The organism is Mycobacterium scrofulaceum, assembly GCF_001667885.1.
GTDB lineage: Bacteria > Actinomycetota > Actinomycetes > Mycobacteriales > Mycobacteriaceae > Mycobacterium > Mycobacterium scrofulaceum_C.
In genome coordinates this window covers 9,887-28,053 of sequence record NZ_LZJW01000105.1, presented here as the reverse complement: position 1 = coordinate 28,053, position 18,167 = coordinate 9,887, and the positions used below count along the sequence as shown (strand labels likewise).

Here is an 18,167-nt window from a genome sequence, read left to right as displayed (position 1 = left end):
AACACACCCGCAGATCCCCACCACCCCCTGGCACCACACCCGCCACTGGATCGACACGGCAGCTGCTGCTCCAGTGAGGCTGCGGCACAACGCTTCCCGGGACGCCGGTCTGACGCCCGCCCGCTCGGCGCGAAAGGGCGACGGCACCCCGATTGATGAGTGGTCCTACGAAGTCGGCTGGCCCGTACGGCCGCTCCCGCAGGCCGATGCCGCGACGACCGGCCGGTGGCTGGTCGTGGGCGACACCGGATTGGCGGACGAACTCGGCCGCGTCGCCGGGGCCCAACGCATCGAGGGACTGGAGTTCGGCGCCCTCGCGGACGACGAGGTGCTGCACGGGGCCCTCAACCGGGTCGATCGGGTGCTCTTCGCGCCGCCCGCCTGCGAACCGTCGGCGTGGCCTATCAGCTGTTCCACCAGGCCCGCCGGCTCGCCGCGGCGATGGCGGCCGCCGCCTCGCCGCCCAAACTGTTCATCGTCACCCGCAACGGCCAGCCCATCGCCGAGGGCGACCGCGCCAACCCCGCACACGGGACACTGTGGGGACTGGGACGCACCATCGCACTCGAACACCCCGAAATCTGGGGCGGCATCATCGATCTCGACGACTCGGTGCCCGCGCGGGTGCTGGCTCGCCGGGTGCTCGACGAGGCCGGCGGGGCGGACGAGGAGGACCAAGTCGTCTACCGCAACGGCGTTCGGCACGTGCCGCGGTTGCACAGACGCACGCTGCCCGTCGAAGCGGTGACGCTGGACGCCGGCGCCAGCCAATTGGTCATCGGCGCCACCGGCAACATCGGCCCACACCTGATCCGCCAACTCGCCCGGATGGGCGCCACGACGATCGTGGCGGTGTCGCGCAACCCCGGGCAACGGCTGCGTGAGCTCTCCGACGGCCTCGCCGCGGCGGGAACCGCCCTCGTCACCGTCGCCGCCGATGCCACCGACGAAGGCGCGATGCGGGAACTGTTCGACCGGTTCGGTGCCGATCTCCCACCGCTGGAGGGCGTCTATCTGGCGGCGTTCGCGGGCCAGCCGGTCCTGCTCAGCGAGATGACCAACGACGACGTCACGGCGATGTTCGCGCCCAAGCTGGACGCCGCGGCGGTGCTGCACCGCCTGACGCTGGAGACGGCGGTGCGCCACTTCGTGTTGTTCTCCTCCATCTCCGGACTCACCGGTTCCCGGTGGCTGGCCCACTACACCGCCACCAGCGGCTACCTGGACGCCCTGGCATATGCCCGGCACGTGATGGGACTGCCGGCCACGACGGTCAACTGGGGATTGTGGAAGTCCCTGTCCGACGCCGAGCACCAATTCGGCCAGATCAGCATGGGTTCGGGTTTGGTGCCCATGGACGACGAGGTCGCGATCGGCGCCCTGCCGCGGGCGATGAGCTCCCCCGCAGGAGTGCATTCCGTCGTAGTGGACGCCGATTGGCCACTGCTGGCGGCCGCCTACCGCACCCGCGGCTCGCTGCACATCGTCGACGACCTGCTGCCGGCGCTGGGCGAAATGTCTCTGCCCGCAAGCGAATTCCGCACGGGTTTGAGCAAGTGCCCGCCCGAACGCCGCCATGACATGCTGCTCGACCACGTTGGACTGCTCGCGGCCAGGGTGATGGGGCTGCCACCCAGCGAGTCGCTGGATCCCTCGACCGGCTTCTTCCAGCTCGGGATGGACTCGCTGATGAGCGTCACGCTGCAGCGCGCGTTGTCGGACAGCCTGGGCGAATCGCTGCCGGCCTCGGTGATTTTCGACTACCCGACCGTGTACAGCCTCACCGACCACCTGGCGACGATGCTGCCCGAGCTCGCCGGGCCGGGCACGGAACCGGAGTCCGACGCCTACGACGATCTCAGCGAAGCCGAGTTGCTGGAACAACTTTCGGAAAGACTAAGAGGAACGCAATGACCACCTCGACACCCGACCGCCGGGCGATCATCACCGAGGCGCTGCACAAGATCGACGATCTGAGCGCCCGGTTGGAAATCGCCGAGAAGGCGGGTACCGAGCCGATCGCGGTGGTCGGGATGGGCTGCCGGTTGCCCGGCGGGGTGGACAACCCGGACCAATTCTGGGACTTGTTGCGGGACGGGCGAAGCGGCATTGTGCCGGTGCCGCCCGAACGCTGGGACGCCGACGCCCTGTTCACCGACGACCACACCGTGCCCGGGACGATCTGCAACCGCGAAGGAGGCTTCCTTTCCACGTGGGAGCCCGACGAATTCGATGCGGACTTCTTCTCCATCCCCCCGCGCGAGGCGGCGGCGATGGATCCACAACAGCGACTGTTCCTCGAGGTCGCCTGGGAGGCGTTGGAAGACGCCGGAATTCCGCCGCATACCATCCGGGGCACCCAGACCTCGGTCTTCGTCGGCGTCACCGCGTACGACTACATGCTGACGCTCTCCGAAGCGATGCGGCCGGAGGAGCTCGACGCCTACGTCCTGACGGGGAACTCCGCCAACTTCGCTGCGGGCCGGATGGCGTATCTGCTCGGGGCGCGCGGCCCGGCGATGGTGCTCGACACGGCGTGCTCGTCGTCGCTGGTGGCCATCCACCTGGCCTGTCAGAGTCTGCGCTGGAACGAAAGCGACACGGCCGTGGTCGGCGGCACCAACCTGCTGCTGAGCCCCGGCACCAGCATCGCCTGCTCGCGGTGGGGCATGCTGTCGCCCGCGGGGCAATGCAAGACCTTCGACGCCGACGCCGACGGGTATGTGCGCAGCGAGGGCTGCGGGGTGGTGGTGCTCAAGCGGCTGTCCGACGCGCAACGCGACGGCAACCGCATCCTCGCCGTGGTCCGCGGTTCCGCGGTCAACCAGGACGGCGCCAGCAGCGGCGTCACCGTTCCCAACGGGCCCGCGCAGCAGGCGCTGCTTCGCCAGGCGCTGGCGTCGGCCAAGTTGGGGCCCGCCGACATCGACTACATCGAGGCGCACGGCACGGGCACCCCGCTCGGCGACCCGATCGAACTCGATTCCCTGAGCAAGGTTTTCGCCGACCGCGACGGTCGGGCGCCGCTGGTGTTGGGGGCCGTCAAGACCAACCTCGGTCACCTGGAGGCGGCGGCCGGCATCACCGGGTTCATGAAGACGGTGCTTGCCGTCCGGAACGGACGCATCCCGCGCAACCTGAACTTCAACGAGCTCACCCCCCACGCCGGCGAGGGCGTGTCGCGGCTGACCATCGCCACCGACGACATGGACTGGCCGGAGACCGGGCAGCCCCGCCGGGCCGGCGTGTCGTCGTTCGGTGTGAGCGGGACGAATGCGCATGTGGTGATCGAGCAAGCGCCCGAGGCCATTGCGGAACCGGGTGGCCCCGAACCGGTGGTGTCGACGCTGGTGGTGTCCGGCAAGACCGCACAGCGGGTGGCGGCGACGGCCGCGGCGCTGGCCGACTGGCTGGACGGCCCCGGCGCCGCCGTGCCGCTGCCCGACGTGGCGCACACCCTCAACCACCACCGGGCCCGGCACGTCACCTTCGCCACGGTCGCGGCCGCCGATCGGGGCCAGGCGGTCGCCGGGCTGCGGGCGCTGGCGGCCGGTGAACCGGCCCCGGGCCTGGTGGCCTGCCGCGAGGGCACGGTCGGGCCGGGCAGGGTCTTCGTCTACTCGGGCCGCGGGTCGCAATGGCCCGGCATGGGCCGCCGGCTGCTGGCCGACGAGCCGGCCTTCGCCGCCGCGATCGACGAACTGGAGCCCGATTTCGTTGCCCAAGCCGGCTTTTCGCTGCGCGAGGTGATCGCCACCGGCAAGGAACTGATCGGGATCGAACAGATCCAGCTGGGGTTGATCGGCATGCAGCTGGCGCTGACCGCGCTGTGGCGCGCCCACGGCATCACGCCCGACCTCGTCATCGGGCATTCCATGGGCGAAGTGGCCGCCGCCGTGGTGGCCGGGGCGCTCACCCCCGCCGAGGGATTGCGGGTCACCGCAACCCGGTCCCGGCTGATGGCGCCGCTGTCCGGGCAGGGCACCATGGCCGTGCTCGAGCTCGACGCCGCCGCGACCGAGGCGCTGATCGCCGATCACCCGCAGGTGACGTTGGCGATCTACGGCTCGCCGCGCCAGACCGTCATCGCGGGGCCGACCCAGGCGATCGATGACCTGATCAACACGGTCCGCGCACAGAACCACTTCGCCAGCCGGGTGAACATCGAAGTGGCGCCGCACAATCCGGCGATGGACCCGCTGCAGCCGCTGATGCGCGCGGAGCTCGCCGACCTGTCCCCGCGGCCGCCGGCCATCCCGATCATCTCCACCACCTACGCGGACCTGAACAGCCGGCCGGCTTTCGACGCCGAACACTGGGCCACCAACATGCGCAACCCGGTCCGCTTTCAACAGGCGATCGAGGCCGCCGCGGCCGAGCACCACACTTTCATCGAAGTCAGCGCACACCCCCTGCTGACCCACGCCATCGGCGAAACCCTCACCGGCCGGGACGGCTACCTCAGCATCGGCACGCTGCAGCGCGATGCCCACGACACCCTGACCTTCCACACCAATCTCAACACCGCCCACGTCACCCGCCCGCCGCAGACGCCCCACCCCCCGGAACCACACCCCGTGCTGCCGACAACCCCGTGGCAGCACACCCGGCACTGGATCTCCCCCGCCACGGCCGGGCACCACGCGCCGCACACGCACCCGCTGCTCGGGGCCGGCGTCACCGACCCCACCACCGGCACCCGGATCTGGGAATGCGAGCTCGGCCCGGACCTGCTGTGGCTCGGTGACCACGTCATCGACGACCTCTGCGTCCTGCCGGGCTCGGCCTACGCCGACATCGCGCTGGCGGCGGCCACGGACGCCTTCGGGGGCTCCGCGCACGGGCACTGGACCATCCGCGACCTCGGCCTGGACCACATGCTGCACGTCGACGACGGCACCGTGCTGGTGACGACGCTCACCGGTGACGAGCAGACCTGCCGCGTCGAAATGCGCACGCACACCGCCGCTTCGGGCTGGGTCAAGCACGCCACCGCCACCCTTACCCGCGAGACCGAACGCGCGCTGCCGCCACCGCCGGTCGACGAGCCAGGAGGGACCGCCGTCGACCCCGACGAGCTGTATGAACGGCTGCGCGGTGCCGGGCAACAACACGGGCCGGCCTTCCGCGGGATCGCCGGCCTCACCGTCACCCCGTCCGGCGCCGCCCGCGCGGACGTGCGACTGCCCGCGTCGGCCAGGACCGGATCGCGCAACCTTGTTCTGCACCCGGTCATGATGGACATCGCCGTACAGGCGCTCGGGGCCACCCGGGTCGCGACCGACCTGGCCGGCGGGCAGACCGCCCGCCAAACCCTGGCGCTGCCCGTGCGATTCGCGGGTGTCCGCGTCTACGGCAACGTGGCCGAGGGCGTTCGCTCGTTCGGCTCACTGTCGGCCACCGACGACCCGAACCGGCTGGTGGGCCACGTCGTCCTGACGGACGAGGACGGACGACCGCTGCTGGTCATCGATGAGGTGGAGATGGCCGTACTCCGATCCGGCGGCGCCGCAACGGGACTCAGCAACCGGCTGTTTGCGCTCCAGTGGCAGCCCACCCCGCTGGACAAACCGGCCGGCACGCTCGCCGGCGTCCTGCTGATCGCCGACCACGACGACGCCGACCCGCTGCGCGTGGCGCTCGGCGACGGCGCCACCGAGGTCGACGTGGTGTCCCCGACCGACCCGGCGCGGCTACGAGCGGCGATCACCCGAACCCCGTGGGATGCCATCGCCGTGGTCTGCCCGGCGCGAGCCGTCGACGAGTCGCTCACCGACGAAGCCCAACTCGACCTGGCACAGGCGCGCACGCTGCTGATCGCCGACATCACGAAGACGGTGACGCGGATGGGCGCCCGGAACAGCCCGCGGCTGTACATCATCACCCGCGGAGCCCAACAGCTCGACCCCGCCGATCGCGTCACGTTGGCGCAGACACAACTTCGCGGCATCACCCGGGTGCTGACCTTCGAGCACCCGGAATTGAGGCCCACGCTGATCGACACCGACGCCGACGGCACCGGTTCGCTCGCCGACCTGGCCACGGAACTGCTCGCGGCTTCCGACCACGACGAGGTCGCCCTGCGCGGCGGGCAACGCTACGTCAACCGGGCGGTGCCCGCGCCAACCACGGCGGCCGGTGAACTCGCCCCCGAGCCCCGCCGCACCGTCGTCGACCTGGACGGCGGCGGCGCCGTGCGCCTGCAGATCGATCAGCCCGGACGGCTGGACGCCCTGAACCTGCACGCGGTCAACCGGATTCGGCCCGGTCCCGGCCAGGTGGAGGTTCGCGTCGTCGCGGCGGGGCTGAACTTCAGCGACGTGCTGAAGGCGATGGGCGTGTACCCGGGCCTCGACGGAGCCCCGCCCGTCGTCGGCGGCGAGTGCGTCGGCCTGGTCACCGCGGTCGGCCCCGACGTCGACTCCGTCGAGATCGGCCAGCGCGTGATCGCCTTCGGCCCCGGCACTTTCGCCTCGCACGTGACCACCCTGGCGGACCTCGTCGCCCCGGTCCCCGACGCGCTGCCCGACGGCGAGGCGGCCGCGTTCGGCATCGCCTACCTGACCGCCTGGCATTCCCTGTGCGAGGTCGGGCGGCTGGCCCCCGGCGAACGCGTGCTCGTTCACTCGGCCACCGGCGGCGTGGGACTGGCCGCCGTTTCGATCGCCCAGATGCTCGGCGCCCGGATCTACACGACGGCCGGCTCGGACAGCAAACGCGAAATGTTGCGGGGACTTGGCGTCGAGTACGTCGGCGATTCCCGAAGCGTGGATTTCGCCGACGAGATCCGCGACCTCACCGATGGCTACGGCGTGGACGTGATCCTCAATTCGCTTCCGGGCGAAGCGATTCACCGCGGCGTCAAGCTGCTGGCTCCCGGCGGCCGGTTCATCGAGCTGGGCAAGAAAGACGTGCACGCCGACGCCGGGCTGGGGCTGGCGGCCCTGGCGAAAAGCGCGTCCTTCGCGGTGGTCGACCTGGACCTCAACCTCAAACTGCAACCGGCCCGCTACCGCCGCATGCTCGCGGAGGTCCTGCGGCACGTGGCCGAGGGCCGCCTGCAGGCGCTGCCGGTCACCGAATTCGGCCTACCGGACGCGGCCGACGCGTTCGCGCTGATGGCCTCCGGGCGACACACCGGCAAGATCGTCGTCTCGGTACCGGCCGGCGGGCGCATCGATGCGATCGCCTCACCCCCACCACAACCACTGGTCAGCCCGGACGGCGGCTACATCATCGTCGGCGGCATGGGCGGCCTCGGCTTCGTCGTCGCCCAGTGGCTGGCCGAACGCGGCGCGGGATTCGTTGTGCTGAACGGACGTTCGGCCCCCACCGGGGATGTCGCGGCCACCGTCGCGGAATTGAACGCCGCGGGCAGCCGCATCGAGGTGGTCACCGGCGACATCGCCGAGCCCGGCACCGCCGAGCGGCTGGTGCGGGCGGTCGAAGACGCCGGCTTCCGGCCGGCCGGGGTCCTGCACAGCGCCATGGTTCTCGACGACGAGATCGTGCTCAACATGTCGGAGTCGGCCGCGCGGCGCGTGTTCACCCCGAAGGTCGCGGGCGGCTGGCCGCTGCATCGCGCCACCGCCCACCTGGATCTCGACTGGTGGCTGGCGTTCTCGTCGGTGGCCTCGCTGCTGGGCGCGCCCGGCCAGGGCGCCTACGCCGCCGCCAACTCCTGGGTCGACGGCCTGGTGGCCCACCGGCGCGCGGCGGGGCTGCCCGCCGTCGGAATCAACTGGGGCCCATGGGCGGAGGTGGGCCGCGCCCAGTTCTTCGCCGACCTCGGCGTCGCGATGATCACGGTCGAGCAGGGGCTGGAAGCCATGCAGCTGGCGTTGTCGGCCGACCGGGCGCGCACCGGCGTGTTCAGCCTCGACGCCCGGCAGTGGTTCCAGTCCTTCCCCGCCGCCGCCGGTTCGTCGTTGTTCGCCCAGCTGCACGACGCGACGAGCGAGCGGCGCGCCGGTGGCGGCGCCATCCGGGCCGAACTGGACGCCCTGGACGGGGAGGCGGCCGGTGAGCGCCCGGCCCGCCTGGCGGCCGCGATCGCCGACGAGATCCGTGCGGTGCTGCGCTCGAGCGAGCCGATCGACCCGGGCCGGCCCATGCAGTCGCTCGGCCTCGACTCGCTGATGGCCCTCGAGCTGCGCAACCGGCTCGAATCCAGCCTGGGCACAACGCTTCCGGCCGCCCTGGTCTGGGCGTACCCGACCATCACCGACCTCGCGGGCGCGCTGTGCGAGCGACTGGGTTACGCGTCGCTCACCGACGACCGGCAACCCCCCGACGGGGACACCGCGCTGTCGGACGAGGAAATGGAATTGCTGTCCGATCTGGTGGCGGCAAGCGAGCTGGAAACCGCGACGGGGGGCAGTGAGTAATGACGAGCATCGCCGAACGCGCGGCGCAGATGTCACCGAAAGCGCGCGAGGTCCTGGCGCGTGAGCTGGTCCGCGCGGGAACGGCGTTCCCCACCGACATCGCCGAACCGGTGGCCGTGGTCGGAATCGGATGCCGGCTGCCCGGCGCGGTTTCCGGGCCGGAAAGCTTCTGGCAGCTGCTGGTCGACGGCCGCGACGCGGTCGGCGAGGTACCGGCGGACCGGTGGGACGCCGACGCGTTCTACGACCCCGACCCGCAGGCGCCGGGCCGGATGACGACGAAATGGGGCGGGTTCGTCGACGACGTCGCCGGGTTCGACGCCGACTTCTTCGGCATCACGCCCCGCGAAGCGGTCGCGATGGACCCCCAGCAGCGCATCCTGCTCGAGGTCGCCTGGGAAGCGCTCGAACATGCGGGCCTGGCACCGGATGCGTTGAGCGGCAGCCGAACCGCCGCGCTGATGGGCATCTCGGCGTGGGACTACACGATCCTCAACCTCGAGCGGCGCGCCGAAATCGACGCGTACATGAGCACCGGTAACCCGCACAGCGCCGCGGTGGGCCGCATCTCCTATCTGTTGGGCTTGCGCGGCCCGGCCGTCGCCGTGGACACCGCGTGCTCGTCGTCGTTGGTGGCGATCCACCTGGCCTGCCAGGGCCTGCGGATGCGGGAGAGCGACGTCGCACTCGCGGGCGGGGTGCACCTGTCACTGTCCCCGTTCACCAGCATCGCGCTGTCCAAGTGGTCCGCCCTGTCACCGACGGGCCGCTGCAAGACCTTCGACGCGCTGGCCGACGGCTTCGTGCGCAGCGAGGGCTGCGGGGTGGTGGTGCTCAAACGGCTCTCCGACGCCACCCGCGACGGTGATCGCGTGCTCGCCTTGGTGCGGGGTTCGGCGATCAACTCCGACGGCCGGTCCAACGGTATGACGGCACCGAACGCGGCGGCGCAGCGCGATGTGATCACCACCGCGCTGCGCCAGGCCGACACCACGGCGGACAGCATCAACTACGTCGAAACACACGGCACCGGAACCATATTGGGTGATCCCATCGAGTTCGAGGCACTCGCGGCCACCTACGGGCTGCCCAACGGTCAGGGCGAGGGCGGCTGCGCGCTGGGCTCGGTCAAGACCAACCTCGGGCATCTGGAGGCGGCGGCCGGGGTCACCGGATTCATCAAGGCGATCCTGGCGGTCAACCGGGGTTTCATCCCGCCCAACCTGCACTTCACCCGGTGGAACCCGGCGATCGACGCGTCGCCGACCCGCCTGTTCGTGCCGACCGAGGGCACCGAGTGGCCCGCCCCGGGCATCCGCCGGGCGGCGGTGTCGTCGTTCGGCCTGAGCGGAACCAACGCGCACGTCGTGATCGAGCAGGCGCCCGATCGGCCACCGGCGCAGCCGCATCCCGCGCCGGCGGTGTCGACCCTGGTGGTGTCGGGCAAGACACCGCAGCGGCTGGCGTCGATGGCCGCGACGCTGGCCGACTGGCTGAGCGGCCCCGGCGCGGCGACGCCGCTGGCCGATGTCGCGCACACGTTGAGTCATCGTCGCGCCCAGCACAATTGGCGCGGGGCCGTCGCCGCCCGCGACACCGCCGCCGCGGTCACCGGCTTGCGGGCCCTGGCCGTCGGCGCCCCGGCTCCCGGGGTGCTCGGTCCCCTCGAGTCCACCCGCCGGCCCGGCACGGTCTTCGTCTACTCCGGACAGGGTGCGCAGTGGGCCGGCATGGGCCGCCGCCTGCTGGCCGACGAACCGGCCTTTGCGGCCGCGATCGCCGAGCTCGAGCCTGATTTCGTTGCCCAGACCGGGTTTTCGTTGCGCCAGACCCTCTCCGACGGCCAGCCGCTGGTCGGTATCCAGAACATTCAGCCCGTGTTGGTGGCGATCCAGCTCGGGTTGACCGCGCTGTGGCGCCACCACGGCATCGAGCCCGACGCGGTGATCGGGCACTCGATGGGCGAGGTCTCGGCCGCCGTCGTGTGCGGGGCGCTCACGCCGGCGCAGGGATTGCGGGTGATCGCCACCCGGTCCGCGCTGATGGCCCGGCTGTCCGGTCAGGGCGCGATGGCGCTGCTCGAACTCGATGCCGACGCGGCCGGAAACCTGATCACCGACTACCCGCAGGTGACGCTGGCCGTGCACGCGTCGCCGCGCCAATCGGTGATCGCCGGGCCGCCGGAGCAGGTGGACGCGGTGGTCGCGGCGGTGGCCGCGAAGAACCTGCTCGCCCGGCGCATCGAGGTCGACGTGGCCTCGCACCACCCGATCATCGACCCGATCCTGCCCGAACTGCGTTCCGCCCTAACCGATTTGGCGCCCAAGTCGCCGGCCATCCCGATGATCAGCACCACCACGGATGGCCTTGCGCCGTCGCTGGACGCCGACTATTGGGCCGCCAACCTGCGCAGCCCGGTGCGCTTCCACCAGGCCGTCCGCCGGGCCGCGGCCGACCGGCACACCTTCATCGAGATCAGCCCGCACCCGCTGCTCACCCACGCGATCGCCGACACGTTGGGGGCGGAGGCCGGCCACATCATCGGCACCCTGCACCGCGACACCGACGACACCGTCAGCTTCCACACCCAGCTGGCCGCCGTCGCGCAACGCCCGCCGGACGCCGGGCACGGCCGCCTGGCCGACATCCCGGTGACCCCCTGGCAGCACACCCAGTTCTGGGTTGCCGACCGGTCCGCGATGTCGGAGTCGGTCGCCGCCCACCCACTGCTGGGCACGCACATCGAGGTTCCGTCCAGCCGTGACCATGTGTGGCAGGCCGACACCGGCACCGCGGTCTCCCCCTGGCTCGCCGACCACAAGGTGTTCGGGCAGGCCGTGATGCCCGGCGCCGCGTTCGCCGAAATCGCGTTGGCCGCGGCCAGCGAGGCGCTGGGCGTGCCGGTTGCGGGCGTGTCGATCAATCAGGTCGAGGTCGAGCAGATGCTCACCCTCGGCGACCACACGCAGCTGACCACCCAGCTGACCCGGGGAGCCGACGACAAGACCCGCATCGAGATCTACTCACGGTCGTCCGGCGGCTGGGTCCGGCACGCCACCGCCAAGGCCGAGCTGCGGACGTCCGACGCCCGCCCCGACCGGCCCGCGGCCCCCGGGCACGGCGACACCGAGATCAAGCCGGCCGACCTGTACGGCGTGCTGCGGCACGCAGGCCAATTCCACGGCCCCGCCTTCGCGGCGCTGGCCACCGTCCACCGGATGCCCGGCGGTTTCGTCGAATCCGAGATCGTCCTTCCCGACGAGGCGCCGCGGCATCCCGCCTTCCGGCTGCACCCCGTCCTGCTGGACGCCGCGCTGCAGAGCCTGGCCGCCGCCATGCCGGACGACGACCTCGCCGGGTCCGCCGAAGCCAGTTACCTGCCGGTGTCCTTCGACGCGATCCGGGTCTACGGCGACCCGGGGCGGCGCGCCCGCTGCCGGGTCCAGCTGACCAACCTCGACGAGGGCGGCGCCGGCAAGCTCGGCAGGATCGTCCTGACCGACGACGCCGGGACCGTCACCGCGGAGATCAACGACATCTATCTGCGCCGCGTCGAACGGCGAAGTGTGCCGCTTCCCCTGTCGCAGAAGGTGTTCGACAGCACCTGGGTGCCCCAACCGATCGCCGCCACCGGGTCCGAGGCCCCCGGCAGCTGGCTGGTGCTCGCCACCGCCGAAACCCGTGACCGCGCGGAGGCGTTCGTCACCGGTTGGCGCTCACCGGCGCGCCGGCTGGTCACCGCCGACCTGCACGACGAACCGGCCGTCCTCGCCGCGTTCGCCGACACGGCCGGTGATCCCGAGCGCCCACCCGTCGGTGTGGTCGTGTTCGTGGCCCCCAACCCCGCCGTCGCTGACGGCGGCATAACGCAAGCGCGGGAGACGGTCTGGTCGATTTCGACCGTCGTCCGCGCGATCGTCGGCGGCTGGCACGGCCAGTCGCCGCGACTCTGGTTGGTCACCCAGGGCGGGTTGGCGGTCCACGAAGAGGCCGGCCAGCCCGGGATCGGCGCGCTCAAGGGGCTGGTTCGGGTGCTCGCCTACGAGCATCCCGAGCTGCGCACCACGCTGGTCGACCTCGACGGCGATTCCGCGACGACGCTCGAAGCCGAACTCTCCGAAGCGGTTTCGGGTCAGATCGACGACGTCGTCGCGTGGCGCGGCGGGCAGCGGTACACCGAGCGGCTCACCCGCGCCGTCATCGGTGAACCCACCACCCGAGACGTCGTCCGGCGCGGAGCGTCCTACATCGTCACCGGTGGCCTGGGCGGCCTCGGCCTGGTCATGGCGCGGTGGCTGGTGGACAGCGGCGCGGGGCGACTCGTCCTCAACGGGCGCAGCGAACCGTCGGAGCAGCAGCGCGCGGTCCTTGTCGAGCTGGAGCGCACCGCGGAGATCGTCGTGGTCACCGGCGACATCGCGACCGAGGGTGTCGCCGAGAAGCTGGTGGCCGCCGCCGGGGAAAACCTGCGCGGCGTCCTGCACGCGGCCGCCGTGCTCGACGACAGCCTGGTGTACTCCATGACCCGGGAAAGCGTCGAACGGGTGTGGGCGCCCAAGGCCACCGGGGCGCTGCGACTGCATCAGGCCAGCGCCAACTGCGAATTGGACTGGTGGCTCGGGTTTTCCTCCACCGCCTCGATGCTGGGCGGCCCCGGACAGGCCTCGTACGCGTGCGCGAGCGCCTGGCTCGACGCGTTGGTCGACTGGCGCCGGGCGGCGGGCCTGCCCGCCGCGGTGATCAACTGGGGCCCGTGGGCCGAGGTCGGGCTCGCGCGCACGCTGACCGGCGGCGCGCTCGATCCCATCACCCCCGCCGAGGGCACCGCCGCGATGGAGCCGCTGCTGGCCAGCGGCAGATGCCACAGCGGCGTCGGCCGGCTGCGGCCCGACCGGGCGCTCATCGCCTTCCCCGAAATCCGCAACCTCGGTTACTTCACCAACGTGGTCGCCGAATTGGAGGCCGCGGGCGACGGCGGCGACTGGGCCGGCCCCGAAGCGCTGACCGGGCTGGAACCCGATGCGGCACAAGCGCTGATGACCGACCGGCTGCGGGCACGCATCGCCGCGGTCATGGGCTACGCCGACCGATCGGCCGTCGACCCGGGCGTGCCCCTCGTCGAGCTGGGGATGGATTCCCTGATGGCCGTTCGCATTCGGAACTCGGCGCGCGCCGACTTCGGGGTCGAGCCGCCGGTCGCGCTGCTGTTACAGGGCGCGTCGCTGCACGACCTCACGGCCGACCTGGTCCGCCAGCTCGGCCTGGCCGGCGACTCGCAGGCACTCGAACGGGAAGACGCGGTTCGCGACCGGGCGCAGCAGCGCGCGGCCGCGCGCCAACAAGCCGCGCTGCGGCGGAAACGAGGACACCAAGCATGAGCACGACCCCAACGGAGCTGCCGCCCAACGCGATCGCGGTGGTCGGCATGGCCGGGCGATTCCCGGGCGCCAACGACGTGTCGGCGTTCTGGGACAACCTGCGGCACGGCAGGGAGTCCATCACCACGCTGTCCGAGCAGGAGCTGAAAGCCGCCGGGATCGGTGACGACGTGCTGGCGAACCCGGCCTACGTGCGGCGGGCACCGATCGTCGAGGGCGTCGACGAATTCGACGCCGAATTCTTCGGCTTCCCACCGCAGCTCGCCCGGATGCTGGACCCGCAGCACCGGCTGTTCCTGCAGTGCGCGTGGCACGCGTTCGAGGACGCCTGCTGCGACCCCGCGCGGTTCGACGGCTCGATCGGCGTATACGGGACCAGCTCGCCCAGCGGCTATCTCCTGCACAACCTGTCCTCGCACCGCGCCCAGGACGCCTTCCTGGGGACGGGGCTCAACTTCGAGCAGTTCAACCTGTTCCTGCAGAACGACAAGGACTTCCTGGCCACCCGGGTGTCCCACCAATTCGATCTGCGCGGCCCGAGCATCACGGTCCAGACCGCGTGCTCGTCGTCGTTGGTCGCCGTCCATCTCGCCTGCCAGAGCCTGCTCAGCGGGGAATGCGACATGGCCCTCGCCGGCGGGGTGTCACTGTCGGTCCCGCACCACGTGGGGTACTGGAATTCCCCGGGATCCATGGTGTCCGCGGCCGGCCATTGCCGGCCCTTCGACGTGCGGGCCGACGGCACCGTCTTCGGCAGCGGTGTGGCCATCGTGGCGCTCAAGCCGCTGCAGGCCGCCCTGGACGCCGGTGACCGCATCCATGCCGTCATCCGCGGATCGGCGATCAACAACGACGGATCGATGAAAATGGGTTACGCGGCGCCGAATCCGGCCGCTCAGGCCGACGTGATCGCGGAAGCCCACGCGGTGGCCGGTGTCGATTCCTCGACCGTGAGCTATGTCGAGACCCACGGAACCGGCACGCCGCTCGGTGATCCCATCGAGGTCCAGGGGCTGCGCTCCGCTTTCGCCGTGTCGCAGACCCCGCGGCCCGGCCCGTGCGTGCTCGGGTCGGTCAAGTCGAACATCGGCCACCTGGAGGTGGCGGCCGGGGTGGTAGGCCTGATCAAAACCATTCTGTGCCTGAAGAACAAGGCCATCCCCGGGACACTCCACTTCACCAGCCCGAACCCGGAGCTGCGCCTCGACGAGACGCCGTTCACGGTGCGCAACACCTTCGGCGCGTGGGAGTGGGACGGCGCACGCCGGGCCGGCGTCAGCTCGTTCGGGGTGGGCGGCACCAACGTGCACGTCGTGGTCGAGGAGGCGCCGCCGGTGCCCGAGCGCGCCGCGCCCTCGGGCCCGCAGGTGCTGCTGCTGTCGGCGCAAACCACGGCGGCGCTTGACCAGTCGCGCGCCGCGCTCGCCGACGCGTTGGCCGACCCGGACGGCCCCTCGCTGGCCGACGTCGCCCACACCCTCGCCGGGCGCCGCAAGCACCGCCTCACCGCGGCGGCCGTGGTGCACGACCGCGAGCATGCGGCAACGGTGCTGCGGGCCGCCGAGCACGACAACGTCTTCGTCGGTGAATCCCGCGACGGCGGCGAAGTCGACCGGGTCGTGTTCATGTTCCCGGGCCAGGGCGCCCAGCACGTCGGCATGGCCTGGGGCCTCTACGACACGGAGCCCGTGTTCGCCGAACACTTCGACGCGTGCGCCGCGGGATTCGGCGACGAGATGGGCATCGACCTCAAGGCGCTGGTATTCGGTGACGCCGCAACCGATCTGGAGCGCATCGACCGCTCCCAGCCCGCCCTGTTCACGGTCGAATACGCGCTGGCGCGGTTGGTCGACCGCTACGGGCTGCGCGCCGGGGCTTACATCGGTTACAGCACGGGCGAATACATCGCGGCCACGCTGGCCGGGGTCTTCGACCTCGAAACGGCGATCAAGCTGGTGGCCTTGCGCGCCCGCCTGATGCACGAGTCCCCGCCCGGCTCGATGGTCGCCGTCGCGCTGGGCCCCGACGACGTCACCCCCTACCTCGCCCCCGGCGTCGAGCTGTCCGCGGTGAACGATCCCGGCAACTGCGTCGTCGCCGGGCCCAACGACGACGTCCGCGCGTTCACCCAGCGCCTCCGCGAGGCCGGCATCACCGCCCGGCGCGTGCGGGCGACGCACGCCTTCCATTCCAGCGCAATGGATTCCATGGCGGCGGAATTCCAGCGGTTCCTGGCCGGCGTCGAGCTGCGCCGCCCCGACACGCCGTTGCTGTCCAACCTCACCGGAACCTGGATGTCGGACGACCAGATCACCGACCCGGCCAGCTGGGCAAGCCAGATCAGTTCCACGATCAGGTTCGCCGACGAGCTCGACGTGTTGTTGAGCCACCCGGACCGCGTCCTCGTCGAGGTCGGTCCCGGCGGCAGCCTGACGGGCTCGGCGATGCGGCACCCGAAGTGGTCGGCCGGGCACCGGGCGGTTCGCCTGATGCGGCACCCGATTCAGAACGTCGGCGACCGGGACACCTTCTTGCTCGGGCTCGGTCAACTTTGGGCGGCCGGTGTGCCGGTCGACTGGGAACCGCTGACCGGGCCGGCGCCGAGACCCGTCTCGCTGCCCGGTTACGCGTTTGCCCGCGAACGGCATTGGGTCGACGCGAAACCTCTTGCCTGGCTCGACCGGCCGACCGAAACACCACATGCCGCAAGCGGTTCGGCAAACGGCGCGGAGGTGTCCACCAATGGGCACCAATCACACACCGAGGCGACGCTGCGCCAGATCTGGATGCAATGCCTGGGCCTGAACTCCATCGGCCGCAACGACAACTTCTTCGACCTCGGCGGCGACTCGCTGATCTCGATCGGCATCGCGACCAACGCCAGCAACGCCGGGCTGGATGTCACGCCCCAGGATCTCTACGGCCACCCGACGTTGGCCACCCTGGCCGCCCACGTCGACGCCAAATACGCGGCGGGCTCGCTGGCGAAGGCGCCCGACATCACCTCCCACCCGGCCGTTCCGCCCAATGTCGCGCAGTTCCTAGAGGCCGGCGTGCGACAGGCGGGGCGCTGGCGCTTCCCGCTGATCCTGCGCCTCGACCCGGCGGTCGGGCCCGACGACGTCCGCGCGGTGCTGACCGCGTTGACCGACCACCACGACGCGTTGCGGCTGCAGCTCGTCGAGCACGCGGGAACCTGGGTCCAACGCGTCGCGGTGACAGGGGAATTCGACCGGCTGTCCTCCCGGACGCTGCCCGACACCGACCCCGGGGCTCAGCGGGCCGCGGTGCTCGAGACCGCGGCCGAGCTGACGGCGCAGGACGACCTGACCGCGCCGTTGACCGCCTGCTACATCGCCGACGCCGGCGACGCGCGCTACCTGGCGCTGTCCCTGCACGAGGCCGTAGCCGACACCGCGTCACGCGAAATCCTGGTCGCCGACATCTTCACCGCCTTCACGCAACGCCTTGCGGGCGAGGACATCTCGCTGCCACCGACCACCACCTCGTGGCGTGACTGGTCGTTGCGCGTCGCCGGCCTTGCCACCCACCCCGCGGTCCTCGATACGCGCGACTTCTGGCTGGAGAATTCGGCCCGGGCGACGCTGCGGCCTGCCGACCCGGCCGTCACCGACCGGCCGCACGGTGACGACCTCGCCAAGGTGTCCTCGGCGCTCACGGTCGAGCAGACCTCCGAAATCGACGATGCGCGGCGCGCGCTCGGCTGGTCGATCGACGAGATCCTGCTCGCGGCGCTCGGCAGGACCATCGCCGAGACGATCGGATCCGGCGTCATCGCCGTCGACCTGGAGGGGGCGGGCCGTTCGGTGCTGCGGCCGGACGTGGACCTGCGCAGGACCATCGGCCGGTTCACCACGATCTACCCCGTGCCGCTGCGCTGTGCGACGGCCGACGACACCGGCGCGAGCGACCTGCTGGCCACGATCCGCGACACCCTCGAATCCGTTCCGCACCACGGGATCGGATACGGGCTGCTGCGGCACCTGTATGCGCCCACCGCGCGCGCGCTCTCGGACGTGCCGCCCGCCGACGTCCACTTCCGCTACGTCGGGGTGATCCCCGAGCTGCCGACCATCGACGCGCCGGTGCAATTCGACTCCGACGCGGCCATGCCGGTGCGCGAGGCGATCCCCGGCCTGGGTCACGCCTTCGAGGTTCGGGCCTACCGCCACTCCGGTGTGTTGCACCTCGACTGGTGGTACGACACCCGCCGGGTGGGAAGCGAGCGCGCCGAAGCGCTGGCGCGGCGCTTCCCGTTGGCCCTGCGCGAGCTGATCGGGGACGCCATGTCCGCCGCTTCCGGTGACGGCGACATCGACTCGCAGCCGGTCGAATTGGCGTTGGTGGACTTGTCGGCCCTGGACGCAAATTGAGGGGGACC

3 protein-coding genes and 1 pseudogene are annotated in these 18,167 nt (G+C 71.3%); all 4 read left to right on the top strand.

Annotated features, from left to right (window positions below):
* Positions 1–1,914: pseudogene (locus A5681_RS16775) on the top strand (beta-ketoacyl reductase); the annotation flags it as partial.
* On the top strand, positions 1,911–8,387 hold the full coding sequence (locus A5681_RS16770) for a type I polyketide synthase (RefSeq protein WP_067277162.1): 6,477 nt from the start codon (positions 1,911–1,913) through the stop codon (positions 8,385–8,387). The pseudogene A5681_RS16775 and the gene A5681_RS16770, both read left to right, overlap by 4 nt.
* The gene (locus A5681_RS16765) at positions 8,387–13,765 is read left to right on the top strand and encodes a type I polyketide synthase (RefSeq protein WP_067277159.1); all 5,379 of its coding nucleotides are present in this window, start codon (positions 8,387–8,389) and stop codon (positions 13,763–13,765) included. The genes A5681_RS16770 and A5681_RS16765 overlap by 1 nt, the downstream gene beginning before the upstream one ends.
* The gene (locus tag A5681_RS16760; protein ID WP_067277156.1) at positions 13,762–18,159 is read left to right on the top strand and encodes a type I polyketide synthase; all 4,398 of its coding nucleotides are present in this window, start codon (positions 13,762–13,764) and stop codon (positions 18,157–18,159) included. The genes A5681_RS16765 and A5681_RS16760 overlap by 4 nt, the downstream gene beginning before the upstream one ends.
* The last annotated feature ends 8 nt before the right edge of the window (positions 18,160–18,167 follow it).